The organism is Flavobacterium tegetincola DSM 22377 (assembly GCF_000425485.1).
In the GTDB taxonomy this organism is placed as follows: domain Bacteria; phylum Bacteroidota; class Bacteroidia; order Flavobacteriales; family Flavobacteriaceae; genus Flavobacterium; species Flavobacterium tegetincola.
Genome location: NZ_AUDN01000021.1, coordinates 87,551 through 112,607, shown reverse-complemented (window position 1 = coordinate 112,607; position 25,057 = coordinate 87,551). Strand labels below are relative to the sequence as shown.

Sequence of the window (25,057 nt, the reverse complement as noted above, 5' to 3'; positions counted from 1 at the left end):
ATTTGGAGCGAATGGCTTGGGCTAGTCAGGCTTCCGTAATCCCGCTTTCCTTCCACATCTTTTTTATTTCCACTGGCTAAAGCCAACGGAAATAAAAAAGGATGTTCCCTCCAATCGGGGCTAATTGGTTTTTTACTTTTACTTTTGATTCCGTAACTTTAAATGTTCCAATAGTTAGATCCTTCAAGATTTAAATCTTTCAGTTCCAGAAGCGCATTAACATCTCCACTAAAATTTGTCATTCCGTAGGAATCTTTTTTAATGCATTTTTATAAGCATTTGCATATATTTACAAAACACCTACCAAATTATAGCGAAGATTCTAGCACTAAAAAATTTCCTCACCAATCAACAATTTGTAATGATAAAGATCGAAAATCAGAAACATCCCAAAGAAGCGTACAACTACGCATTATCTCGAATGTTGGAGAGAGCCTCTTTCTACGGTTTTCGAGCGGTTTTAGTTCTTTATATGGTTGGTGATACAGTGCAAATGACCAATGCAGATGCAATGGTTGTGTATAGTTTGATAATGGGTTCATTAATTTTTTCACCAATCATCGGAGCGCTTTTCGGGGACTTACTGATAGGAAATAAAAAAGCAATACTTCTCGGCGGAATTGCTCAAGCACTTGGTGCATTTTGTTTGTGCATTCCCTCTTTAAATACACTTTATATTGGCTTACTTCTGGTTGTTTTAGGCAGTGGATTTTATACACCTAACATAATTTCAACGTATGGAAAGCTCTATTTAAATAAAACCAAACTACTTGATTCAGGATTTACGCTATTTTATCTCGCTGTTAATTTAGGGTCGTTTTCGGGGGTTATATTACTTGGATACATTGGAGAAACTTTCAGTTATAATAGTGGTTTTATATTGTCTGGTATTCTGATGCTATTATCATTAATTCCAGTTCTTGCATCAAAGGAAAGTGTAGAAAATAAATTTGAAAAAGATAAATACATCATAAAAAATAGGGTTTTTAAAATTGCGATGGTATTGGTACTCGTTGCTTTGTTTTGGGGTATTTATGAAATGGCAAGTTTTCGGATGTTTGAATTGCAAACAAAATTCAGCACTATTTCTGCTTTTCAATGGTCGCAAAATTTATGGCAATCAATGAGTTCTATAATTATGTTGCCGTTGAGTGTCTTCGCAATCTTTTTGTATTCTTATTTTTACAGTTCTCAAATTTTTAAAGTCGTGGTTGGTTTTATTTTTGCAGCCTTGTCTTTCGGAGTATTATTGCTATTACCAGAAATTCCCAGCGAGCAAGATGCGTCACTTTATTTAATTTCCATGCTATTACTTAGTGCGGCCGAAATTCATATCGCACCTGTAGTTCATTCTGTATTGACAAAATTTTCTAATCCAAAGTATCTCGCCATTTTACTTAGTTTGGCTTTCGTCCCCACAAAAGTGGTGTCGCTACTTTTTGCATTTTATAATAGTAATAGCATCGAAGATCCAATTTTTGGATTACAAATGGCAATGATAACAATGGCGTTAATTGGAATAATTGGATTTTTTATGTGGAACAAAAAGAGCATTTGAAATTAAACATAAAGTATGTCTGTGCTTCAGACGATTTTCTCAAGCGGCTTTTTCTTGATATTTGCTAAAATATAAATTTGAATATTCAAACTCGTGGTTCTTCAGCCAAGATCATAACAAATTCCTAGGAAGTAATAAACGTGCAGATTGAAATTTTGAGAAGCGAGTTCTTTAAGCCTCTCATTTTTTTATTCTTTCAAACCTCAAAATTGAATTGCAATCCTCAAATCCCAAATCCTCTAATCTTTCCTCCTCCATCTTACTACTTAATACTTCAATCTTAATACAATTTCCCTACCTTTGCACTCCTTAAATTAAACTATGATTACCCAAGCCACAATTGATACCGTTTTTGAAACCGCTCGAGTAGAGGAAGTTATTGGCGATTTTGTACAATTAAAAAGGGCAGGAAGTAATTTTAAAGGATTGAGCCCGTTTTCGAGTGAGCGTTCGCCTTCATTTATGGTTTCGCCGGTAAAGCAAATTTGGAAGGATTTTAGTTCAGGAAAAGGTGGTAATTCTGTTGCATTTTTAATGGAACACGAGCATTTTACCTATCCAGAAGCCATCCGATATTTGGCCAAGAAATACAATATCGAAATCGAGGAAACCGAGCAATCCGATGAACAAAAAGCAACAGTTGATTTTAGAGAAAGTCTATTCTTAGTATCTGAATTTGCACAAAAATATTTCCACCATACGCTTTTTGAAACGGACGAAGGGAAAGCAATTGGTTTATCTTATTTCAAGGAACGTGGCTTTACATTGGAAACCGTCAAAAAATTCGGATTAGGTTATTCGCCACAAGCTTGGGACGCATTTTCAAAAGAAGCATTGGGAAAAGGATATCAATTGGAGTTTTTGGAAGGAAGTGGTTTGACCATTGTCAAAGAAGATAAAAATGTGTTGGACCGTTTTAGAGCCCGAGTGATGTTTCCCATTCAAAGTATGTCGGGAAGAACACTCGGTTTTGGTGGACGAATTCTAACAAACGATAAAAAAGCAGCCAAATACCTGAATTCTCCGGAAAGTGAATTGTACCACAAGAGTAAAGTTTTGTACGGTATTTATCACGCCAAACAAGCCATTGCAAAGCAAAATAATTGCTATTTGGTGGAAGGTTATACAGATGTAATTCAGTTTCATCAAACAGGGATTGAAAATACTGTGGCTTCTTCAGGAACGGCTTTAACGCCAGATCAAATTCGATTGATCAATCGATTGACTAAAAATATTACCGTACTTTTTGATGGTGATGCTGCCGGACTTCGGGCTTCACTTCGCGGAATTGATTTGATCCTAGAAGAAGGAATGAACGTCAAAGTGTGCAGTTTTCCTGATGGCGAAGATCCAGATAGTTTTGCCAAAAAATACAATTATGAGCAAGTAACCGAATATTTAGAAGCCAATTCTAAAGATTTTATTCAGTTCAAAGCGTCATTATTGATGGCAGATGCCAAAAATGATCCCGTTAAAAAAGCCGATTTGATTCGGGAAATTGTCGTTAGTATTTCCAAAGTGCCGGATCGCATCCAGCGCGAGGTTTATGTTCAAGAATGTTCCAGAATCATGGATATTTCGGAACAAGTTTTAGTAAGTACTTTAGCACAGCTGATTCAAAAAGACGGTATCGAAGCGGAGAAAAAAGGCAGGCAAGATCAGAAATCGTTTCAAGTGGTAAAGGATGAGTCTGCTTTAAATTCGGCTCCAAAGGTGGACATTCAAAATGAAATTGAACGTAAAATCATTGAAATTCTTTTGCTTTATGGAAATGCTGAAGAAGAATTTGAAGATGTTTTATTGCGAAATAATGAAGAAGGCGAAATTGAACAATACACCGAAAAACGCAATTATAAAGTATACGATCGCGTTTATTTAAGTTTGCACGAAGATGAGGTGGAATTGGCAAATCCTCTATTTTTAGACATTTATAACAATATTATGACGTTTTTTCGTCAAAATGAGACCTTCAATACGGAGCATTATTTGATGCAACTTCCGCAAGACTTGGCCCAAGAAGTAACGGACGTTTTAATGGATGATGAAAAGGTAGCGCTGCACAATTGGGAAGCGCAAAACATCATGGTCAAAGATAAATCCCACACCATTGGGCAATATGTTACCGAAACTATTCTGACTTTAAGATGGTTTTTGGTAGATAAAATTATTGAGGAATTGAAGAAAGACATTTTACCGGAACCTGATGCTGATAATTCAGAAACCCTATCAATGGTAATGGATTATTACAAATTGATAGGATCTTTTTCTGCTAAGTTGGGACGAGTGATGTCGCGGTACCACAATTAAAATTATACTATTTCTAATGTCTTTGCCTTATTGACCAAGTCAATTAAATTGGTTACGTTTAGCTTGTTTAGCAATCGCAATTTGTACGTGCTGATTGTTTTTTCGTTTAAATTTAAAAGTTCTGAAATTTCATTGTTCTTCTTACCGTTTATTAAATAACTCAAAACCTCTTTTTCGCGCGACGAAAGTTTACGGTACATACGTTCCTCATTATTCATTCGTGCAGAACTAATGACGCTTTTGTGTACTAAATCACTAAAATAGGTTTTGCCTTCCGCTATTTGCAGAATGGCTTGTTCCACCTTTAAAAGTGTTTCCTTTTTGGAAATAAATCCAGAAGCACCGGCTTTCAGTGAGGTTACACCAAATAACTTTTCAGAGGCAGAAGTGTAAACCAAGATTTTGGTTTTTGGATGTTCCTCCACCATTTTCTTTAACGATTTGATACTGTGCAATCCTTCTAATTCTAGATCAATCAATAATACGCCTGCTTTTCTTGCATCTAAAGAAAGTTCTAATTCTCTTAAATGGTTGAAAGTATCGAGAACTGAAATTTCCGAATGACTTTTAAAATAGCTCTTTATTCCGTGCATAACTACGGGTTGATTGTCGGCAATACTTAAGTTTATCATCATAATTATATGTTTTTGAATAAATTATGATTTGGGGCTTTGCTAAGTTACTAATTAAAAGTTAATATTGCTAAATATTTGTTAATTTTTAATTGATAAACTACCTTTTAATTTTGTACACAGGGATGGGCATCATTTTATGTTGATTGATGCGGTTTAGTCTTTTATAGATTGTAAAAACTTCTAAGGCGCGTCCTTCAAAGTCGGCTGTGGTTTTACCTTCTTCGTCTGCAAGCATTGCTACTTCTAGTTCGTCATACGATGCGCCAAGTTGGTCTTCGTCGGTCCGGTCGTCGCCAAAAAGTCCATCGGTTGGTGCTGCATTTTGGATGGAATCTGGAATGTTTAAATGCATTCCCAATTCATAAACTTCGCTTTTCATCAAGTCGGCAATAGGACTTAAGTCAACACCGCCGTCTCCGTATTTTGTGTAAAATCCTACGCCAAAATCTTCCACTTTATTTCCCGTTCCAGCGACCAAAAGTCCGTCTACTCCAGCAAAATAATAAAGCGTGGTCATGCGAAGTCGAGCTCTGGAATTGGCCAAAGCCAAATTGTATTTGGTTACATCATCGCTTTTTGGAATTGAATTTTGGAAAACGTCAAAGGTTTGAGTCAAATCCACTTCTAAATTTGAAACATTAGGAAATCGATTCTTTAATTGTTCAATATGTGCTCTTCCTCGGGTCACTTGTTTAGCATCTTGATGAATGGGCATTTCTACGCATACGACCTTCAAGCCAGTCATGGCGCAAAGTGTTGAGGTAACAGCGGAATCCACGCCACCTGAAATCCCTATTACAAAACCGTTTACTCTTGCGTTTTCAGCATAGGTTTTTAGCCAATTTACAATGTGATTTGTAACTTCCTCTGGATTAATTTTAATCTTTTTTTGCATCTCATTTTTCGTTTTTAAACCACAAGCACTGTATATTTGCAGTTAAAATTTAGGTGCTATAAATTTATAAAAATCAGCTATACTAAACTACGTATTATGTAGTTTTTATAGTGTTGTTTTGCAATAAGCGAACAAAATAAAATAGAAAAATTACAAATGAAGAAAATATTTTTAGTGTGTACTTTGGCATTTTTGGTCTTTTCATGCAAAGATAAATCGGAAGCTGCAAAAAAAATAGAAGCTGTTCCCGTGGACTTAAAGTTGTCCCGCTTTGATAAAGTCTTTTTTGAAACTCCTGTTGCAGATCTAGAAAAGATGAAATTATCCTATCCAGAATTTTTCCCTAAAGATGTTGCGGACTCGGTTTGGACCAATAAAATGCAAAATACCCAATGGAAAGAATTGTATACCGAAGTTCAAAAGAAGTATGCAGATTTTAAATCGCAGAAGGAAGAAATTGACGCCGTTTTTAAACATGCTAAATTTTATTTTCCCAATACCAGACTGCCAGAAGTGGTGACTGTAATTAGTGAAATGGATTACAATAACAAGGTAATTTATACTGGAGATTATTTACTAATTGCTTTAGAATTGTATTTAGGCAAAGACCACGATTTTTATAAAAGTGAATTTCCTGCATACATAAGGCAAAATTTTGAAGCCTCGCAAATTATGCCCGATGTTGTGACGGCTTTGTCCTACAATCAAATTCCAGAAGATGCCAATAAGAATTTATTGTCTCAAATGATTTTCGCCGGAAAAGAATTATACATCAAGGACTTATTGATTCCTGATTATTCTGATGCAGATAAAATCGGATACACGCCAGAACAAATCCAGTGGTGTCAAGAAAATGAAAGTTATATGTGGCGCTTTTTCATTGACGAAAGTCTGCTGTATGATACCGACCCGAAATTAGGAAACCGATTTATTAACCGGGCGCCATTTTCTAAATTCTATTTGGAAATTGACAATGAAACTCCGGGAAGAGTGGGGACGTGGATCGGTTGGCAAATTGTGCGATCGTATGCCGAAAACAACAACGTAGACATTAAAACGATCTTAACAACAGACGCCGCTACTATATTCAATAATTCAAAATATAAACCGAAGAAGTAGTTTTCAGTGTTCAGATTTTTAGTTGTCAGTATTCAGTTTTCTAGTATTCAATACGTATAGATACACAGATAGCTATTTTTTGACAGCAAATTTCCAACTTTCAGCTTGTTTCTTCCAACCTTTAAAATCTAAAAAAATGACTTCAGAAATAAAATTTTCAATTGACCTAGACGAAAACCGCGTACCAGAAAAACTGCAATGGTCTGCCGAAGATGGTGGTGTAAATCAGCAAGAAGCAAAGGCAATTATGCTTTCCATTTGGGACAGTAAAGCACAAGAAACTTTACGAATTGACCTTTGGACGAAAGACATGCCAGTGGATGAAATGAAAAAGTTTTTTCACCAAACTTTAGTGGCCATGTCAGATACTTTTCAACGTGCCACCGATGATCAACAAATGACTGATACAATGAAAGATTTCTGTGAGTACTTTGCCGAAAAAATGGATTTAATAAAGTAAGATTTGGGTTTGCACAGCTCCGCGTTTTGTCATTCTGAATTTAATTCAGAATCTCAAATGATTAGAGTTGTAACTAAATATAATATGAAAATTGTTCAAAAAACAAAAGGCTTTCTGTGAAGAAAGCCTTTTGTTTTTTTTAATTCTATTTTGATTGTGAAGGAAGGAATAGTGCATAATAAATTACATATAACCAGCCGAAAATTCCATGTACAATAGCCCAAAGCAAACTGCTGTTTCTAGACCAAGAAATTACGATTGCTAAGACTGTTCCGAAACTGACGCCGCTTTTTATTATTTCAACGGACGAATTTCCATCATTAGCAAATGTTGAAATTGTCATCAAAACGAAGAGTGTCGTTAATAGTGTTTTTTGCATTGGATTGGAAATTTAGATTACAACAAATCGTTCTTAAATAAATCTTCATTTATTTCTGCAATGTATTCTAAAACAGACTCCTTACCCAATCCTTCTGTAGCAGAAGTTACAAAGTATTGTGGCATTTCTTCCCAATGGTTGGCATACATTTGTTTCGTGTAAGCGGCAATATGTGAGTCAATTTTAGTTTTGCTAATTTTATCTGCTTTCGTAAAAATGATGCAAAATGGGATTTCACTTTCGCCCATGTAACTCATGAATTCAATGTCGATATTTTGCGCTTCGTGGCGAATGTCAATCAGAACAAAAGCACAAATCAATTGCTGACGTGTTTCAAAATAATCCGTAATAAATTGTTGAAACACCGACTTGGTTTTCTTGGAAACTTTTGCATAACCATAACCTGGTAAATCTACCAAAAACCAATTGTTATTGATTTTAAAGTGATTGATCAATTGCGTTTTCCCTGGACGACCGGATGTTTTTGCAAGGTTTTTATGATTGGTCAGCATGTTAATCAAAGATGACTTTCCAACATTAGACCTTCCGATAAATGCATATTCTGGAATGGGTTCTTTCGGACATTTGTCCACTTCAGAGTTACTAATGATGAATTCGGCAGTATTGATTTTCATGATAAAAGATTTGCGGCAAAGTTAGGTAAAAAAAACAACCACTATTTAAAGTTTTTTATCTTCAAATAGTGGTTTGATATATTGAGTTGAGGTTACAAATTTACTTTTTGCAACCAAGTATACATAATTTCATTAAATTCATCGGGTTGCTCCATCATTGCGGCATGACCACATTTATCAATCCAATGTAAAGAAGAATTTGGTAGCAATTGGTCAAATTCAACGGCAACTTCTGGTGGCGTTACACTGTCGTTTTTTCCCCAGATGATACAAGTGGGAACATGCATTTTAGGTAAATCCTTTGCCATATTATGGCGAATGGCACTTTTGGCAATGGTTAACGTTTTGATCAATTTGATTCTGTCGTTTGCCATTTGATACACCTCGTCTACTATTTCTTTAGTAGCAATTTTAGGATCATAGAATACAGCTTCCGCTTTTTTCTGAATATAATCATAATCGCCTCGACGCGGATAACTGTCACCCATGGCGCTTTCATAAAGTCCTGAACTTCCAGTTATTATCAGTCCAAGCATTTTTTCAGGATACATTTTTGTATGGTATAGCGCAATGTGTCCTCCAAGTGAATTACCTAATAAAATAACGCGATCGTATCCCTTAAATGTGATAAAATCTTTTACGTATTTGGCAAAAGCCTTGACATTTGTCTTTAAAATACTTTGCGTGTAAATCGGTAATTCTGGAATCACAACCTTGTATCCTTTTGCTGGAAAAAATTGGGCAACACCATCAAAGTTACTCAATCCACCCATTAATCCATGCAGAATAATGATTGGAGTTCCTTCGCCAGCTTCGTAATATGTATAGCGACCATCTTTTTTTAATTCGTGTTCCATTCTCGTTATTTGGGCATATTTCCTCGAAAAGTCGAGACGACAAATATAGGATTTATTAAAACAATATCATTTTTTGAAAATTTTTTTTTTAACAAAAGTGAAGGATTTTTTAGAGTGTTTTTTTGTTTCATTTTTAAATTTGTTTCCGTTTGAGATGCATTCAATCGCGCAAATTTCATTACAAATTGATTATCGATTTTGCATTTAAAGTGAAGGTTCAGCAGTTTTGAATAGCGAATGTTTTATTATCAATACAATTCATTAAAATATATCTAATAAAATCTTAATATTCACAAAATCAACATTTAAGATTTGGAAGATGCGAGTGGTAAAACTTATCAACAAAGTGGGAAAAAGTGGTATATTGTGGTAAAATTTTTTATATTTTTGCTTCTTCTTAAACTAATATAACTTGAATTCAATAATCGGGACATACGAATGTAAAGTGGACGCCAAAGGCCGTCTGCTTTTGCCATCGCCTTTAAAAAAGCAGTTAAATGCTTCTTTACAAGACGGTTTCGTGATGAAACGCTCGGTATTTGACAAGTGTTTAGAGTTGTGGCCAATGGCAGAATGGGACTTAATGATGTTAAAAATCAATAAGTTGAATCGATTTAATAAAAAAAATAACGACTTCATTCGAAAATTTATGGCAGGTGTCAAAATCATCGAAATTGATGATTTAGGTCGTTTGTTGATCCCGAAAGATTTAGTGGTTTTTGGTGCTATTCAAAAAGACATTGTGCTTTCCTCGAAGGTGAATATCGTGGAAATTTGGGATAAAGAGTTGTACGAAGAGTCAATTAGTGGTGATGATGTTGATTTTGCTGATTTGGCGGAAGAAGTAATGGGAAATTTAAATGAAGATGGAAATGGAATATCATAATCCAGTTTTACTGAAAGAAACGGTGGATGGTTTAAATATAAAGCCAGACGGCATTTATGTGGATGTAACTTTTGGCGGCGGCGGACATTCAAAGGAAATTTTGAATCGTTTGGGTCCCAACGGAAAACTATTTGCTTTTGACCAAGACGAAGATGCTTTGGCAAATGCATTGCCTGACGAACGTTTTGAATTAATCAATGAGAATTTCAGATTTATAAAACGCTTTTTACGTTTTCATAACGTGCGTCAAGTGGATGGAATTTTAGCAGATTTGGGTGTTTCTTCGCATCAGTTTGACGTGGCAGAACGTGGTTTTTCTACGCGATTTGATGCAGAATTAGACATGCGAATGAGTCAAAAAAACGATTTGAGCGCTTTTAAAGTAGTCAACGAATACGACGAAGCCAATCTACGTCGCGTGTTTTTCGATTACGGCGAATTGAAAAATGCACCTGCAATTGCTAGAACTATTTTGGAATACAGAGAAAATGAAGAAATTAGAAACACAGAGCAGTTGAAACACGTTTTGGGTCGGTTTCTTCCTGCTCATAAAAGCCATAAAATTTTGGCACAAATGTACCAAGCCATTCGCATTGAAGTCAATCAAGAAATGGATGTACTGAAAGAGTTTTTAGAACAATCATTAGAAGTTTTAGCGCCTGAAGGTCGCTTAAGTGTGATTTCCTATCATTCTTTGGAAGACCGTTTGGTGAAGAGATTTATGAAAAACGGGATGTTTGAAGGGGAGCCTGAAAAGGATTTCTTCGGAAATTTTACCGTTCCATTTAAATCCATTGGAAAATTAATTGTGCCAAGTGCCGATGAAATTTACCATAACAACCGTGCGAGAAGTGCGAAATTGCGTATTGCAGAAAAAAAATAATAATGAAAGGCGGAATTTATAATGTTTTAAAAGCGCGATTTTTAGTTGATGAAGACGCCAATAGAAATTGGGGTTTCATCTTATTCGTTATTTTTTTAGCCATTATAATGATTGCAAATACCAATCGCTACGAGTTGAAGATTTTCAAAATAAAAGCATTGGAAAATGAAGTAAAGGAATTGCGGTCTGAATTTGTAGACCGCCGCTCTGAATTGATGGAGCTAAAATTAGAGTCCACCATCGAGAAAAAAATGATTGAAAAGGAGATCAAACCATCATCGGTTCCTCCAGTAAAAATAAAAGTAAAAGCAGAAGAATCCGATAAAAATTTTGTGCAGAAACTATGGCAATAGAAGATAAAAGTATGTCCTACCGAATCTACCTTTTTGCATTGGTCGTGTTAATCATGGCAGGTGCAATTGTGGTTAAACTCACTAATATACAGTGGGTGGAGGGCGACTATTATCGAAAATTAGCTAAAGAACGTTCCGTTAAAAACTTTGTTATTCCTGCAAATAAAGGAAATATCTATTCAGCGGACGGAAGCTTATTGGCTACATCCATTCCAAATTATCAAATTCGTTTTGATGCACTGGCGCCAACCGACGCTAATTTTAATGCAAATATTAATGCGCTGGCAGATTCACTTTCAGTGTTATTAGGAAAATCAAGTAATGAATTTCGAACAAGTCTGAATCGTGCAAAAACCAATAGAAACCGGTACTTCTTGGTGGCTCGTGATTTGAGTTATACGGATTATATGCGTATCAAAAGTTTTCCGCTTTTCAAATTAGGCGCTTATAAAGGTGGGATTATTGTAGAGCAAGAAACGGTTCGTGAGCATCCGATTGGCAAAATTGCTGAAAGAACAATTGGTTACGAACGTGTGGACCATAATGGAAAAACCCGAATCGCTGGAATTGAAGGTGCTTTTGCCGATTATTTGAATGGTAAAGATGGTAAGATTTTAAAGCAACGTATTGCAAAAGGCCAGTGGAAACCGTTGCGCGACAATAATGAAATAGAACCGCAAGATGGATATGATATTGTGTCTACAATTGACGTGTATATTCAAGATATTGCCCACCATGCTTTGTTGAAACAGTTGGAATATTACGAAGCAGATCATGGAAGTGTCGTAGTTATGGAGACCAATTCAGGAGAAGTAAAAGCGATTGCAAATCTAGGTCGCGAGGCAAATGGTAATTATTATGAGAAATTAAATTATGCAATTGGTGAATCTCAAGAACCGGGATCCACCTTCAAATTGATTGATTTAATTGCACTTATAGATGATAAAAAAGCCGATACAAGTACGGTTTATGATACAAACGGTGGAGTAGTAGAATATTACCGAAGACGCGTACGTGATTCTCACAGAGGTGGTTATGGAAAAATAAGTTTGGCTCGTGGCTTTGAGGTTTCTTCAAATACGGTAATGGCTCAAGCGGTTCAAAATGCGTATAAAGACAATCCATCGCAATTTATCAACAGAATTAATAGTTACGGCTTAAATAAACCTTTGGGCTTGCCAATTGAAGGAGAAGGAATTCCTTTTATTCCACAAGTCAAAGGGAAAGGATGGTCAGGAATTACTTTGCCTTGGATGGCTTACGGGTACAATGTTTCAATGACGCCGCTGCAAATGCTAACGCTGTATAATGCTGTGGCAAATAATGGCGAAATGGTAAAGCCAATATTTGTAAAAGAGATAAAAGAGTGGAATAAAACCATTAAGAAATTTGATAAAGAAGTAATCAATCCGAGAATTTGTTCACCAGAAACACTTGCCAAAGTAAAAGCAGTTTTGGCCAATACCGTAAAAAATGGAACGGGAAAAAAATTGTATTCCAAAGATTTCTCAATGGCAGGAAAAACAGGAACGGCTCAAGTAAATTATGGGAAAGGAAAAGGCGCTGACAGTCAAATGTATTATGCGTCGTCTTTTGCAGGTTATTTTCCAGCAGATAATCCAAAGTATTCTTGCATAATCATCATTCACAAACCCAGTAAGGAGAAGGGAATTTACGGAGCTGATGTTGCTGGGCCGGTTTTTAAAAGAATTGCACAGAAAATTTTTACCGATTCTCCCACGATGAATGAAGTAAAAAATCTGAAGAAAAAGGATGTGAAGCAAGAAGCAAGTTACGATTCGTATTACGCTAAAATGCAGAAAAAGCAAGATGTGGTTCCCAATGTAAAAGGAATGACAGGAATGGATGCTGTAGCATTATTAGGAAATTTAGGCATGCGTGTCAAAATTATTGGCCTAGGAAAAGTCCGCAATCAGAGTGTGCTTCCAGGAAATAAAATTGACAAAAACACCCTCATTACATTAGAATTATCATGATGGTATTAAAAGAAATATTATATAAAGTAGCGATAGAATCGGTTCATGGATCGACCGATTTACTTGTGGAAAAAATCGAATTTGATTCGCGAAAAGTGAGTCAAAATGACGTATTTGTGGCCATTCGTGGAACACTTTCTGACGGACATGAATTTATTGAAAAAGCAATCAGTCAAGGTGCAGTTGCCGTTATCTGCGAAAGTTTGCCAGAGAATCTTCAGGCTGGAATAACTTATGTTGCGGTTCAAAATTCGCATTCAGCTTTGGCATTTATGGCAACAAATTTCTACGGAAATCCATCTGCAAATTTGAAATTAGTAGGTGTTACCGGTACCAATGGAAAAACAACGGTTGCTTCTTTACTTTATCAATTGTTTAAAAACGCGGGTTATAAAGTAGGCTTATTGTCGACTGTTAAAATTTTAGTAGACGACGTGGAATATAAAGCAAGTCACACCACACCAGATTCATTGACCATCAATTTCTACCTGAAAGAAATGAACAATGCCGGAGTGGAATTCTGTTTCATGGAAGTGAGTTCGCATGGAATTCACCAAAAACGTACAGAAGGTTTGACTTTTGAAGGCGGAATTTTCACCAATTTATCACACGATCATTTGGATTACCATAGTAATTTCAACGAATACCGTGACGTGAAAAAAGCGTTTTTCGATGGTTTGCCAAAGAATGCTTTTGCATTAACTAATATAGACGATAAAAATGGAAGCGTAATGTTGCAAAACACCGTTGCCAGAAAAAGAACATACGCTTTAAAAACGCATGCTGATTTTAAAGCTCTGATTTTAGAAAATCAAATTTCAGGTTTGCTTTTAAAAATCAATGGAGATGAACTTTGGACGCGATTGATTGGAACTTTTAACGCTTATAATTTACTTGCAATTTATGGAACTGCAATTGAATTGGGCCTAGAATCATTAGAGGTTTTGCGATTGATGTCGGAATTGAAAAGTGTTTCTGGAAGATTTCAGTTCATTGTTTCGGATACTAAAATTACGGCAATTGTGGATTATGCACACACGCCAGATGCATTGGAAAATGTATTGAAAACCATCAATGACATTCGTACTAAAAATGAGCAATTGATAACAGTTGTAGGTTGTGGTGGCGATAGAGACAAAACCAAACGTCCGATTATGGCACAGATTGCCACGCAATTGAGTGACAAGGTAATTTTAACTTCTGACAATCCAAGAACGGAAAATCCTGAAACGATTATTGCTGAAATGGAACTTGGTGTGGAGCCTCAAAATTATAAAAAGTCAATGTCGATTTCTGATAGAAAGCAAGCTATTAAAACAGCTTGTCAATTGGCCACGGCTCAAGACATTATCCTAATTGCTGGGAAAGGACATGAAACGTATCAAGAAATTCATGGAGTTCGACACGATTTTGACGACATGAAAATGGTAAAGGAATTTTTGCAAATGCTACAAAAATAGAACGATATGCTATACTATTTATTTGAATATTTAGATAAAACAAAAGACATTCCAGGAACGGGAGTGTTTCAATACATTACGTTTCGTTCTGCACTTGCGGTTATTTTATCGTTGATTATTTCCACGGTTTTTGGAAAGCGTATTATTAATTTTTTACGCAACCAACAAGTTGGCGAAACGGTACGTGAATTGGGTCTAGTGGGTCAAAATGAAAAAGCAGGAACACCTACAATGGGTGGTTTGATTATTATATTGGCAACGCTGATTCCTGTAATTTTGTTGACCAAATTGGATAATATTTACATTGTTTTATTGATTGTAACCACGCTTTGGATGGGTACAATTGGTTTTATAGATGATTATATCAAGATTTTTAAAAAGGATAAACAGGGACTTAAAGGAGGATTTAAAGTCGTTGGTCAAGTAGGTTTGGGTTTAATTGTAGGTTCGGTTTTGTATTTCCACCCGGGAGTTACCGTTCGTGACGATGCCAATTCTAAAAATACCGCTGCGTATTCCATATCGGCAAATGAGTCTGTATTGATGCAATCTGACGTAGAGGCAAAATCCACATTAACGACGATACCCTTCTTTAAAAATAACGAATTTGATTATGCCGAATTGTTAGCCTGGACCGGAGATAACTACCGCGATTGGGCTTGGTTGATTTTTATTCCGGTGGTGATTTTTATTATTACTGCTGTGTCAAATGGCGCTAATTTAACGGATGGAATTGACGGTTTGGCTGCAGGAACTTCGGCTATTTCGGTTACGGCGTTGGGACTTTTTACCTTTGTTTCGGGAAATATTATTTTGTCCAACTACCTTAATATAATGTATATCCCCGATTCGGGAGAAATGACCGTTTTTATAGCCGCGTTTGTTGGAGCTTTAATTGGGTTTCTTTGGTATAACTCCTATCCAGCAGCTGTTTTTATGGGTGATACGGGAAGTTTAACCATAGGTGGAATTATAGCCGTATTGGCAATTGCCGTTCGAAAGGAAATGCTCATTCCGTTATTATGTGGGATTTTCTTGGTGGAAAATTTCAGCGTAGTGCTACAAGTAGCTTATTTTAAATATACCAAGAAACGTTTTGGCGAAGGCCGGAGAATATTTTTAATGTCGCCATTGCACCACCATTATCAAAAGAAAGGCTACCACGAAAGTAAAATTGTAACCCGATTTTGGATTGTTGGAATTATGCTTGCCATTTTGTCCATAGTAACCTTAAAACTCCGATAAATGAAAAGACTGATAATATTAGGAGGAGGCGAAAGTGGCGTAGGTACAGCAATTTTAGGCAAGAAAAAAGGATACGATGTTTTTGTATCTGATTTTGGAAGCATAAAAGAGAATTATAAAGAAGTGTTGTCCATTAATGGCATCAAGTGGGAAGACAATCAGCATACCGAGGCGTTGATTTTAAACGCAGATTTGGTGATGAAAAGTCCAGGAATTCCAGAAAAAGCACCGATTGTACAAAAGCTTTTGGCAAAGAAGATTCCAGTAATTTCTGAAATTGAATTCGCAGCAAAGTTGACAGACGCCATTCTAATCGGAATTACGGGAAGCAATGGAAAGACAACCACTACAATGTTGACCTATCATTTGCTTAAGACTGCTGGTTTAAATGTAGGTTTGGGCGGAAATATTGGAAAGAGCTTTGCTTGGCAAGTGGCAGAAAATAATTTTGATGTGTATGTTTTAGAGTTAAGTAGTTTTCAACTCGATGGCAGTTTTACATTCAACCCGCACATTGCCATTCTAACTAATTTAAGTCCGGATCATTTGGATCGATACGATTATAAGTATGAAAATTACATCGATTCGAAGTTTAGGATTTTGCAAAATCAAAGTGAATCGGATTATTTTATTTACGACGGCGACGATGAAATGATTGAAAACTGGCTTAAAAACAACACTATTAAAGCACACAAAGTTCCTTTCTCATTGACAAAGAATTATGAAGAAGGAGCATCAATACAAAACACAACAATGAAAATTAACATCGACAATAAAGAATTTACAATGGACACGACACACCTTGCTTTAGAGGGAAAACACAACATGAAAAACGCCATGGCGGCGGCTTCTGTGGCACAATTGATGAAAATCAGAAAGCAGACTATTCGTGAGAGTTTGTCTAGTTTTCAAGGTGTGGAACATCGTTTGGAAAAAGTATTGAAGATCCAAAATGTACAATACATCAATGATTCTAAAGCAACAAATGTAAATGCAACCTTCTTTGCCTTAGACAGCGTTTCTAGTCCAACGGTTTGGATTGTTGGTGGTGTGGATAAAGGAAATGACTATGCTGAATTGATGGAATTGGTCAATGAAAAAGTAAAAGCGATCATCTGTTTGGGAGTGGACAATAGAAAAATCATCGATGCTTTCGGATCTATCGTGGATATGATGGTGGAAGTTTCTACAATGAGTGATGCAGTAAGGACGGCTCAACATATTGCAGAAAAAGGCGATACTGTTTTACTTTCTCCAGCCTGCGCGAGTTTTGATTTGTTTGAAAATTATGAAGACAGAGGACGTCAATTTAAGCAAGCGGTTCAAAATTTATAAAAAATAGAATTCAATAAATATGAAAACGTTAATCAGTAATTTAAAAGGAGATAAAGGGATTTGGTCATTCGTGGCCTTACTTGCCTTGTTTTCGTTTATGCCTGTTTTTAGCGCGAGTAGTAATTTGGCATTCATGAATAATGGTAGCGGAAACACGTTGAGTTATTTGGTAAAACATGCGGTACACATCATCGTTGGTTTTTTCATGATTTACCGTTTGCACAAGATGCCGTACCATTATTACAGAGCCATCTCTAAAATATTATTGCCTTTAGTATGGTTACTTTTGGGGTATACCATGTTCAAAGGAACGGTAATTGATGGAGCCAATGCGAGCCGTTGGATCCAAGTGCCTTTTGTTGGAATTACATTTCAAACCTCTACCGTCGCATCTATTGTTTTAATGATCTATGTTGCAAGATATTTATCCAAAACTAGAGAGACTCCAGTTACATTCAAGAACTCCTTGTGGGAACTTTGGACACCAGTCGGAATCACTTTGGCTCTTATTCTTCCTGCCAATTTCTCCACAGCAGCCTTGATTTTTTCAATGGTTATTTTACTTGTTTTTATTGGCAAGTATCCGTTGAAGTACATTGGTTTAATTATTTTAATGGGCGTTGTAGCATTCTCATTTTTTATTTTGGTGGTCAAAGCGTTTCCAGATGCATTTCCGAATCGAGTGGATACTTGGATGAGCCGTATTGAAAGTTTTACAAGCGACAAACCGGATGAAGATGATTATCAAATTGAAAAAGCGAAAATTGCAATTGCTTCTGGTGGAATTTATGGTGTAGGTCCAGGAAAAAGTGTGCAGAAAAATTTTCTACCACAGTCGTCTTCCGATTTTATTTTTGCGATAATCGTAGAGGAATATGGATTGATTGGCGGACTTGGTGTCTTGCTTTTATACATGCTGCTTTTCTTTAGATTTATTGTTGCCGCACATACGAGCAATTCTATGTTTGGGAAATTATTAGTCGTCGGACTCGGATTCCCGATTATTTTTCAAGCTTTAATTAATATGGGAGTTGCTGTCGAATTATTGCCAGTAACGGGCCAAACTTTGCCATTGATCAGTAGTGGAGGAAGTTCCATTTGGATGACAAGTATTGCTATCGGAATCATTTTAAGTGTGACAAAAAAGGAAGAAGAAATTGTTCAGGAATTGAAAGAGAAAGAGCAACGTGAGGCGGCTTTACAGAAATTAATTGACAAACAGTTAATTGAAGATGAAATGGAATTAAACGTGGCAATGGCTGGAGCTGAAAATTATACCATAGAAGAAACAGGCAATCCAATGGATGCGGTTAAATTCAAATAAAAATAAATAAAGAAAATGCAAAATTTGAAATTCATATTAAGTGGTGGCGGTACAGGAGGACATATCTATCCTGCAATTGCTATTGCCAATGAATTAAAATTGCGTTTTCCGGACGCTGATATTTTATTTGTAGGCGCGAGTAATAAAATGGAAATGCAAAAGGTGCCGCAATCGGGTTACCCAATTAAAGGATTATGGATTGCGGGAATTCAGCGAAAATTTACGTTTGACAATGCGCTTTTTCCTATTAAATTACTGGATAGTTTATTGAAATCGCGAACAATTATCAGACAATTCAAACCTGATGTAGTAATTGGAACAGGTGGTTTTGCAAGCGGTCCTTTACTTCGTGTAGCGGGATTTGCCGGAATTCCAACGGTATTGCAAGAGCAGAATTCATTTCCTGGAATAACCAATAAATGGTTGAGCAAGAAGGCAAGTAAAATTTGCGTGGCTTATGAAAATTTAGAAAAGTTTTTTCCAAAAAATAAAATCGTTCTCACTGGAAATCCGGTGCGTCAAGATTTAACTGGTTTTAAAGAAAAACGAGAGGAAGCGATTGCGTTTTACAAATTAAATCCAAACAAAAAGACGGTTTTAGTTTTAGGTGGAAGTTTAGGAGCAAGAAGAATAAATCAATTGATAGCTAAAGAATTGGTGAATTTTAGTTCGCAAAATGTACAATTGATTTGGCAATGTGGGAAGTTATACCATGACGAATATTCACATTTTAATGAGAAAGAAGACGTGCAAGTTTTGTCGTTTATTGAGCGAATGGATTTGGCCTATGCTGCTGCAGATGTAATCATTTCAAGAGCTGGAGCGTCATCGGTTTCGGAATTGTGTTTGGTGGGAAAACCAACGCTTTTTATTCCATCACCTAATGTTGCCGAAGACCATCAAACGAAGAATGCAAATGCCATTGTAGATAAAGAAGGTGCTTTGATAATTAAGGAAAGTGAATTGGATACGCAATTTACAACAGCGATCAACGCGATCTTAAATGACGATGAATTACAAAAAAAATTGTCTGAAAACATGTTGAAATTGGCAAAACCAAATGCAACAAAAGACATTGTAGATGAAATTGAAAAATTGATTAAGAAATAATACAAAATGAATCTAGATAAAATCCATAATATATTTTTCATCGGAATCGGAGGTATCGGAATGAGTGCTTTGGCACGTTATTTTCATACGCTTGGGAAAAATGTTGCGGGTTATGACAAAACGCCAACGGAATTAACCGATGAATTAATGCAAAGCGGGATTGCCATTCATTTTGAAGATAAAATAGATTTAATACCAGCTGCATTTACCGTTGAAAATACGTTAGTGGTAATTACTCCGGCAGTGCCGAAAGCGCATTCGCAGTGGAATTATTTTATGGAACGAAATTTTGAAATAAAAAAACGAGCAGAAGTTTTGGGGATTATAACTAAAAACACATTCTGTTTTGCAGTAGCAGGAACCCACGGAAAAACGACGACTTCCAGTATTTTGGCGCATATTTTGTTTCAAAGTGGCGTAGATGTAACTTCCTTTTTAGGTGGAATTGTTGAAAATTACAATTCAAATTTAGTGGGAAATGGAAAAACTGTAACTGTTGTAGAAGCAGATGAGTTTGATCGATCCTTTTTGCACCTGCATCCCAATATCGCTTGCATTACGTCAATGGATGCGGATCATTTGGATATTTATGGCGATAGTGCAGCAATTGAAGCGTCGTTTGAAGAATTTGCAAATAAAATTGAAGATAGAGCAAATCTATTTGTCACCACGCAATTGCCTCTTGAAGGGAAGACCGTTGGTGTAAATGAATCAGCCAATTTTGAAGCCATAAATATCCGCATTGAAAAAAGTGCTTATATTTTTGACATCAAAACCAGTAACCAATTGATTACGGATGTTCGATTTGCTTTGCCAGGTAGACACAATTTAACAAATGCGTTGATGGCGTTTGCAATGGCAAAAACGTACGGCGTTTCTGATGAAGATTCTAAAAATGCATTGGCCTCGTTTAAAGGAATTAGAAGACGATTTTCGTATCAAATTCAATCTGAAAAGTTGGTGTATATTGATGATTATGCTCATCATCCCACAGAAATAAACGCAGTGCGTCAAGCGGTTTCAGAATTATATCCGGGACAAAAAGTGCTTGCTGTTTTTCAACCGCATTTGTTCAGTAGAACTAAAGATTTTGTAGATGATTTTGCAAAAAGTTTGTCCGCGTTTGATTCGGTTTTATTACTGGATATTTATCCGGCTAGAGAGTTGCCGATGGAAGGAATTACATCGGAATGGCTTTTGAGCAAAATGACAAATTTATATAAAAAAGTAGTTCAGAAATCGGAAGTAGTTACCGAAATTTTAAAAAGTGACGCTACGGTTTTTGTAAGTATTGGAGCAGGAGATATTGGAGCAATGGTAACGAGTATAAAAAAAGCATTGCATGAAAAAGTTTAATTGGAGAAATCTTTGGATTAATGTCCGAATGCTGCTGATGTTTGCCTTGGTCGTGTTTTTATATTCTTTTACTTCAAACCGAAATGATTTAAGAAAAACACAGAAAACGGTAGTCGAGTTTGTTAACAAAGAAGCTCTTTTTGTCAGCTATGAAGCGGTTAATAAATTGTTAATAGAAAATGGAGAAGAGTTGAAAACTATCGGAAAAGATAAGGTAGTTTTGAATAAATTGGAGAAAATGCTCAATGAACACGATATGATACAAAAGTCAGAGGTGTTTGTAAGTATTGATGGTGTGTTAAAAGCAATGGTAACGCAACGAACACCCATCGCTAGAATTTTCAGTAGAGAAGGATCGTTCTATATTGATAGTAAGGGAAATAGGATGCCATTATCAGGAATTCAAACGGCAAGATTACCACTTGTTTTGGGAGAAATTTCCGGTAAAAATGAAAAGGAAATGTACGATTTGTTGTGGTTTATTTACAACGACGATTTTTTAAAAAAGAACATCACTGGCATCGAAATTTTGCCAAGTGGAAGCTTAAAGATGACGAATAGAAACTATAATTACGAAATTGAATTTGGAAAGACGATGGAAGTCGAGCGAAAATTTGATAATTATAAAGCGTTTTTTCAAAAAGCAGTTCACGACACATTAATCGACACGTACAAAATAATAAATCTCAAGTTTACACAACAAGTGGTGTGTACAAAATAGAATGAATATGGAAAAAGAAACGATTGCCGTAGGATTAGATCTAGGAACAACAAAGATTGTTGCTATGATTGGCAAGAAAAATGAGTATGGAAAACTAGAGATATTAGGAATTGGAAAAGCCAAAAGCCTTGGTGTGGCCAGAGGTGTGGTAAATAATATTACACAAACGATTCAGTCCATTCAGCAAGCAGTTGCCGAAGCAGAGAATCAATCGGGTTATAAAATTAAAGATGTTGTAGTAGGAATTGCAGGTCAACACATTCGTAGTTTGCAGCACAGCGATTACATCAGTCGTAACAACGCGGAAGAAGTAATTGGAGACAAAGACATTGAATTGTTAATCAACCAAGTGCACAAGTTGGCAATGCTTCCTGGAGAAGAAATCATTCACGTGTTGCCACAGGAATTCAAAATTGACGGTCAATCGGAAATTAAAGAACCAGTGGGAATGTACGGAGGTCGTTTGGAATCTAGTTTTCACGTAGTAGTGGGACAAGCTTCTTCCATCAGAAATGTAGGTAGATGTATCCAAAGTGCCGGAATTGAATTGTCAGGAATTACGTTGGAACCTTTGGCTTCAGCTGATGCAGTTTTAAGTCAAGAAGAAAAAGAAGCAGGAGTTGCTTTAATTGATATTGGTGGAGGAACAACAGACTTGGCAATTTTCAAGGACGGAATCATCAGACATACTGCAGTAATTCCATTTGGTGGAAACGTAATTACGGATGATATTAAAGAAGGATGTTCCATTATTGAAAAACAAGCAGAATTGCTTAAAATTAAATTTGGAAGTGCTTGGCCGGGCGAAAATAGAGATAATGAAATTGTTTCTATTCCTGGATTAAGAGGTCGTGAACCAAAAGAGATTTCATTGAAAAACTTGTCCAAAATTATTCACGCACGTGTGGTGGAAATTATTGAGCAGGCTTTCGCCGAAATTAAAGCTTACGGTCATGAAGATCCGCGTAAAAAGTTGATTGCAGGAATAGTATTAACAGGTGGTGGTGCAGAATTAAAGCACATCAAGCAATTGGTAGAATACATCACGGGAATGGATACACGAATTGGATATCCTAATGAACATTTGGCGGGAGATTCAGACGAAGAAATTTCAAGTCCAAGCTATGCTACAGCTGTTGGATTGGTAATGAACAGTATTGCAAATGGAACTGATAGTGCTACCAAATACCAACCTGAAATAATTGAGAAAAAACCAGTTTATCGTGCTCCTGCTGCTGAAATTGAGCGGGAAAAGGAAGAACAAAGAGTAGAGGAAGAAGCAAAGGAAGTTGCGCAAGAATCCACTCAAAACAAGATTTCAAAGACGTTTTTTGATAAGTATTTGGACAAAATCAAGAACTTTTTGGACAACGCAGAATAAGAAAAAAGAAAGCTAGAAAAAGAATATAAATAAAAAATTAAAAACCCAATAATATGACAAGCGAATCAGATTTTGGAAGTATTTCGTTTGATTTACCTAAAAATCAATCAAATGTAATTAAAGTTATCGGTGTAGGTGGTGGCGGAAGTAACGCGATTAACCACATGTTTAAACAAGGAATTAAAGGTGTAGATTTTATCGTCTGTAATACCGATGCGCAAGCTTTGGCTGTGAGTTCGGTTCCAAATAAAATTCAGTTGGGTGTAAACTTAACCGAAGGTCTTGGTGCAGGAGCAAATCCTGAAGTGGGTCAACAATCGGCTATTGAAAGTATTGCTGAAATTGAAAAAATGTTGGACATCAATACTAAAATGGTTTTTATTACTGCAGGAATGGGTGGTGGAACAGGAACGGGTGCTGCACCAGTTATTGCTCAATTGGCTAAAGATCGCGATATATTGACTGTTGGAATTGTAACTATTCCGTTTCAATTTGAAGGAAAAGTACGTCAAGAGCAAGCATTATTAGGAGTAGAGCGTTTGCGTAAGCAGGTGGATTCCCTAATTGTGATCAACAATAATAAGTTGCGTGAAGTATATGGAAATCTTGGTTTTAAAGCGGGATTCTCTAAAGCGGATGAAGTATTGGCGACAGCCTCACGTGGAATTGCAGAAGTAATTACACACCACTACACGCAAAATATCGATTTAAAAGATGCCAAAACTGTATTGTCTAACAGCGGAACTGCAATAATGGGTTCAGCTTCGGCAAGTGGTGAAAATAGAGCAAAAGAAGCAATCGTTTCTGCATTGGATTCGCCGTTATTGAACGATAATAAAATTACAGGTGCCAAAAACGTATTGTTATTAATTGTTTCTGGAACCAATGAAATTACCATTGATGAAATTGGAGAGATCAACGACCACATTCAAGTGGAAGCGGGTCACAATGCCAATATCATTATGGGAGTTGGTGAAGATGAAAATCTTGGTGATGCTGTAGCAGTAACAATTATTGCTACTGGTTTTAATGTAGAGCAACAAAACGAAATTGTAAATACAGCACCAGAAAAAATCATTCATACTTTAGGTGACGAGCAAAAGTTGACACACAATTTGAGTCAAAACGTAATTGAGTCATTTAATTTTTCGCAACCTACGTCCGCATCAAAAAACAATGATGTTATTGTGCATGACTTGATGGAAGATGAAGCGCCAGAAGCTAAAATTGTTCCTGAATTGATCACAGAATTTGCACCAATTGTAACGCAGCCTACATTTTCTTTTGAGCCAGAAGTAATTGAGGAAGTAAAAGCAGTAGAGCCACAATTTGAAGTACAACCACCAGTTACAGAAGAGCCAAAATTCGAATACAATTTAGTTCCTACAACAGAATTTATTAAGAATTTAGATGTGACCTTTGAAATTGTTTCTCCAGCAAAACAAGAAACAGAATTTTACTTTACGGCTCCAGAAGTAAAAGAAATTTTTGTTCGTGATGCACAAGTAGTGATGAATGAAAAAAAGGAATCTGCTTTTTCTTTTGATTTGCCTATCGCAAAACATACTACTGAAAGAGAAGAAGAACGCGCTATTTTTGATTTGACAAACGAAACCAGAAATATTGAAGTAAACAAACCGGTTCAAGTGGTGCCTGTCACGGAGGTAAATAAAACAGGTGTAGTTCGTTATTCTTTAGAAGAGTATATGGAAGTGGAGAACAGTTTGATGGATTCAAAGCCGTTAGATAAAGTAGCAGAACCAGAACGTGAAGAATTGAAAATCACGATGAAAGTGAACGAACCTTCTCAATTTGACAAAAATTACGAATCCATTACGCCAACAGAAATGCCAATCGAAGACGCATTAAGAATGAGAGCGGATGAACGACGTAGAAAATTGAAGGAATTTAATTATAAATTTCACAACAATCCATCGCGTGTAGATGAGTATGAAAAAGAGCCTGCTTACAAGCGCTTTGGAGTAGATTTATCCACACCGAATAACAGTAATAAATCGCGTACTTCATTAGGAACGGACAGTAACGACGACATTCAGTTGCGTTCAAACAATTCTTTTCTACATGACAATGTCGATTAATTAACTCTAACCAAACTTTAATAACCCGAAAAATCTTTTTTCGGGTTATTTTTTTTACCTTC

General features: G+C 36.2%; 22 protein-coding genes. 17 read left to right on the top strand and 5 right to left on the bottom strand.

The window, feature by feature from the left end:
• The first annotated feature begins 361 nt into the window (after nt 1-361).
• Complete coding sequence (locus H602_RS0105215) at nt 362-1,558, top strand: POT-type proton-dependent oligopeptide transporter (protein ID WP_026977070.1); 1,197 nt, start codon at nt 362-364, stop codon at nt 1,556-1,558.
• Nucleotides 1,559-1,879: 321 nt separating this feature from the next.
• On the top strand, nt 1,880-3,865 hold the full coding sequence (dnaG, locus tag H602_RS0105210; protein ID WP_026977069.1) for a DNA primase: 1,986 nt from the start codon (nt 1,880-1,882) through the stop codon (nt 3,863-3,865).
• A 2-nt stretch (nt 3,866-3,867) separates the two neighbouring features.
• Here the strand turns inward: dnaG and H602_RS0105205 are convergent, their stop codons facing one another.
• Nucleotides 3,868-4,500, bottom strand: coding sequence for a LuxR C-terminal-related transcriptional regulator (locus H602_RS0105205; protein ID WP_245574915.1), 633 nt, complete (start codon nt 4,498-4,500; stop codon nt 3,868-3,870).
• 97 nt (nt 4,501-4,597) lie between these two features.
• Nucleotides 4,598-5,395 carry an NAD(+) synthase gene (gene nadE / locus H602_RS0105200; RefSeq protein WP_026977067.1) on the bottom strand — a complete coding sequence of 266 codons (798 nt, stop codon included), beginning with the start codon at nt 5,393-5,395 and terminating at the stop codon, nt 4,598-4,600.
• A 156-nt stretch (nt 5,396-5,551) separates the two neighbouring features.
• Here nadE and gldB point away from each other — a divergent pair, with 156 nt between their 5' ends.
• Both gldB and gldC read left to right on the top strand, forming a co-directional pair.
• Complete coding sequence (gldB, locus tag H602_RS0105195; RefSeq protein ID WP_026977066.1) at nt 5,552-6,514, top strand: gliding motility lipoprotein GldB; 963 nt, start codon at nt 5,552-5,554, stop codon at nt 6,512-6,514.
• Nucleotides 6,515-6,650: 136 nt separating this feature from the next.
• Complete coding sequence (gene gldC / locus H602_RS0105190) at nt 6,651-6,974, top strand: gliding motility protein GldC (RefSeq protein ID WP_026977065.1); 324 nt, start codon at nt 6,651-6,653, stop codon at nt 6,972-6,974.
• Between the two features lie 145 nt (nt 6,975-7,119).
• On the opposite strand, the gene H602_RS0105185 is transcribed toward gldC, so the two are convergent.
• The 3 genes from H602_RS0105185 to H602_RS0105175 form a co-directional block, all read right to left on the bottom strand.
• Nucleotides 7,120-7,353: a hypothetical protein gene (locus H602_RS0105185; protein WP_026977064.1), complete on the bottom strand. Its 234-nt coding sequence runs from the start codon at nt 7,351-7,353 to the stop codon at nt 7,120-7,122.
• Between the two features lie 17 nt (nt 7,354-7,370).
• The gene (yihA, locus tag H602_RS0105180; protein WP_026977063.1) at nt 7,371-7,988 is read right to left on the bottom strand and encodes a ribosome biogenesis GTP-binding protein YihA/YsxC; all 618 of its coding nucleotides are present in this window, start codon (nt 7,986-7,988) and stop codon (nt 7,371-7,373) included.
• Nucleotides 7,989-8,080: 92 nt separating this feature from the next.
• A complete protein-coding gene (locus H602_RS0105175; protein WP_026977062.1) occupies nt 8,081-8,845 on the bottom strand; it encodes an alpha/beta fold hydrolase in 765 nt (254 codons plus the stop codon).
• Nucleotides 8,846-9,257: 412 nt separating this feature from the next.
• On the opposite strand from H602_RS0105175, the gene H602_RS0105165 reads away from it, so the two are divergent.
• Genes H602_RS0105165 through ftsZ form a run of 13 tightly spaced genes read left to right on the top strand, consistent with a single transcriptional unit; the run spans nt 9,258 to nt 24,995 of the window.
• Nucleotides 9,258-9,731 carry a division/cell wall cluster transcriptional repressor MraZ gene (locus H602_RS0105165; protein WP_026977061.1) on the top strand — a complete coding sequence of 158 codons (474 nt, stop codon included), beginning with the start codon at nt 9,258-9,260 and terminating at the stop codon, nt 9,729-9,731.
• Nucleotides 9,706-10,614, top strand: coding sequence for a 16S rRNA (cytosine(1402)-N(4))-methyltransferase RsmH (rsmH, locus tag H602_RS0105160; protein WP_211224031.1), 909 nt, complete (start codon nt 9,706-9,708; stop codon nt 10,612-10,614). Before H602_RS0105165 ends, rsmH begins: the two co-directional genes overlap by 26 nt.
• Nucleotides 10,615-10,616: 2 nt before the next feature.
• Complete coding sequence (locus tag H602_RS0105155) at nt 10,617-10,967, top strand: FtsL-like putative cell division protein (protein ID WP_026977059.1); 351 nt, start codon at nt 10,617-10,619, stop codon at nt 10,965-10,967.
• Nucleotides 10,958-12,964: a penicillin-binding protein gene (locus H602_RS0105150; protein ID WP_026977058.1), complete on the top strand. Its 2,007-nt coding sequence runs from the start codon at nt 10,958-10,960 to the stop codon at nt 12,962-12,964. Before H602_RS0105155 ends, H602_RS0105150 begins: the two co-directional genes overlap by 10 nt.
• A complete protein-coding gene (locus H602_RS0105145) occupies nt 12,961-14,424 on the top strand; it encodes a UDP-N-acetylmuramoyl-L-alanyl-D-glutamate--2,6-diaminopimelate ligase (RefSeq protein ID WP_026977057.1) in 1,464 nt (487 codons plus the stop codon). The genes H602_RS0105150 and H602_RS0105145 overlap by 4 nt, the downstream gene beginning before the upstream one ends.
• Before the next feature lie 6 nt (nt 14,425-14,430).
• Nucleotides 14,431-15,669 (top strand): phospho-N-acetylmuramoyl-pentapeptide-transferase, encoded by a 1,239-nt coding sequence (mraY, locus tag H602_RS0105140; protein WP_026977056.1) that lies wholly within the window; start codon nt 14,431-14,433, stop codon nt 15,667-15,669.
• Nucleotides 15,670-17,004: a UDP-N-acetylmuramoyl-L-alanine--D-glutamate ligase gene (gene murD / locus H602_RS0105135; RefSeq protein WP_026977055.1), complete on the top strand. Its 1,335-nt coding sequence runs from the start codon at nt 15,670-15,672 to the stop codon at nt 17,002-17,004.
• A gap of 19 nt (nt 17,005-17,023) precedes the next feature.
• The gene (locus tag H602_RS0105130) at nt 17,024-18,328 is read left to right on the top strand and encodes an FtsW/RodA/SpoVE family cell cycle protein (protein WP_026977054.1); all 1,305 of its coding nucleotides are present in this window, start codon (nt 17,024-17,026) and stop codon (nt 18,326-18,328) included.
• A gap of 15 nt (nt 18,329-18,343) precedes the next feature.
• On the top strand, nt 18,344-19,438 hold the full coding sequence (murG, locus tag H602_RS0105125; RefSeq protein WP_026977053.1) for an undecaprenyldiphospho-muramoylpentapeptide beta-N-acetylglucosaminyltransferase: 1,095 nt from the start codon (nt 18,344-18,346) through the stop codon (nt 19,436-19,438).
• Nucleotides 19,439-19,444: 6 nt separating this feature from the next.
• Nucleotides 19,445-20,794, top strand: coding sequence for a UDP-N-acetylmuramate--L-alanine ligase (murC, locus tag H602_RS0105120; RefSeq protein WP_026977052.1), 1,350 nt, complete (start codon nt 19,445-19,447; stop codon nt 20,792-20,794).
• A complete protein-coding gene (locus H602_RS0105115) occupies nt 20,781-21,515 on the top strand; it encodes a cell division protein FtsQ/DivIB (protein ID WP_026977051.1) in 735 nt (244 codons plus the stop codon). The genes murC and H602_RS0105115 overlap by 14 nt, the downstream gene beginning before the upstream one ends.
• A gap of 7 nt (nt 21,516-21,522) precedes the next feature.
• Nucleotides 21,523-22,896 (top strand): cell division protein FtsA, encoded by a 1,374-nt coding sequence (gene ftsA / locus H602_RS0105110; protein WP_026977050.1) that lies wholly within the window; start codon nt 21,523-21,525, stop codon nt 22,894-22,896.
• 53 nt (nt 22,897-22,949) lie between these two features.
• A complete protein-coding gene (gene ftsZ, locus H602_RS0105105) occupies nt 22,950-24,995 on the top strand; it encodes a cell division protein FtsZ (RefSeq protein WP_026977049.1) in 2,046 nt (681 codons plus the stop codon).
• Nucleotides 24,996-25,057 lie beyond the last annotated feature (62 nt).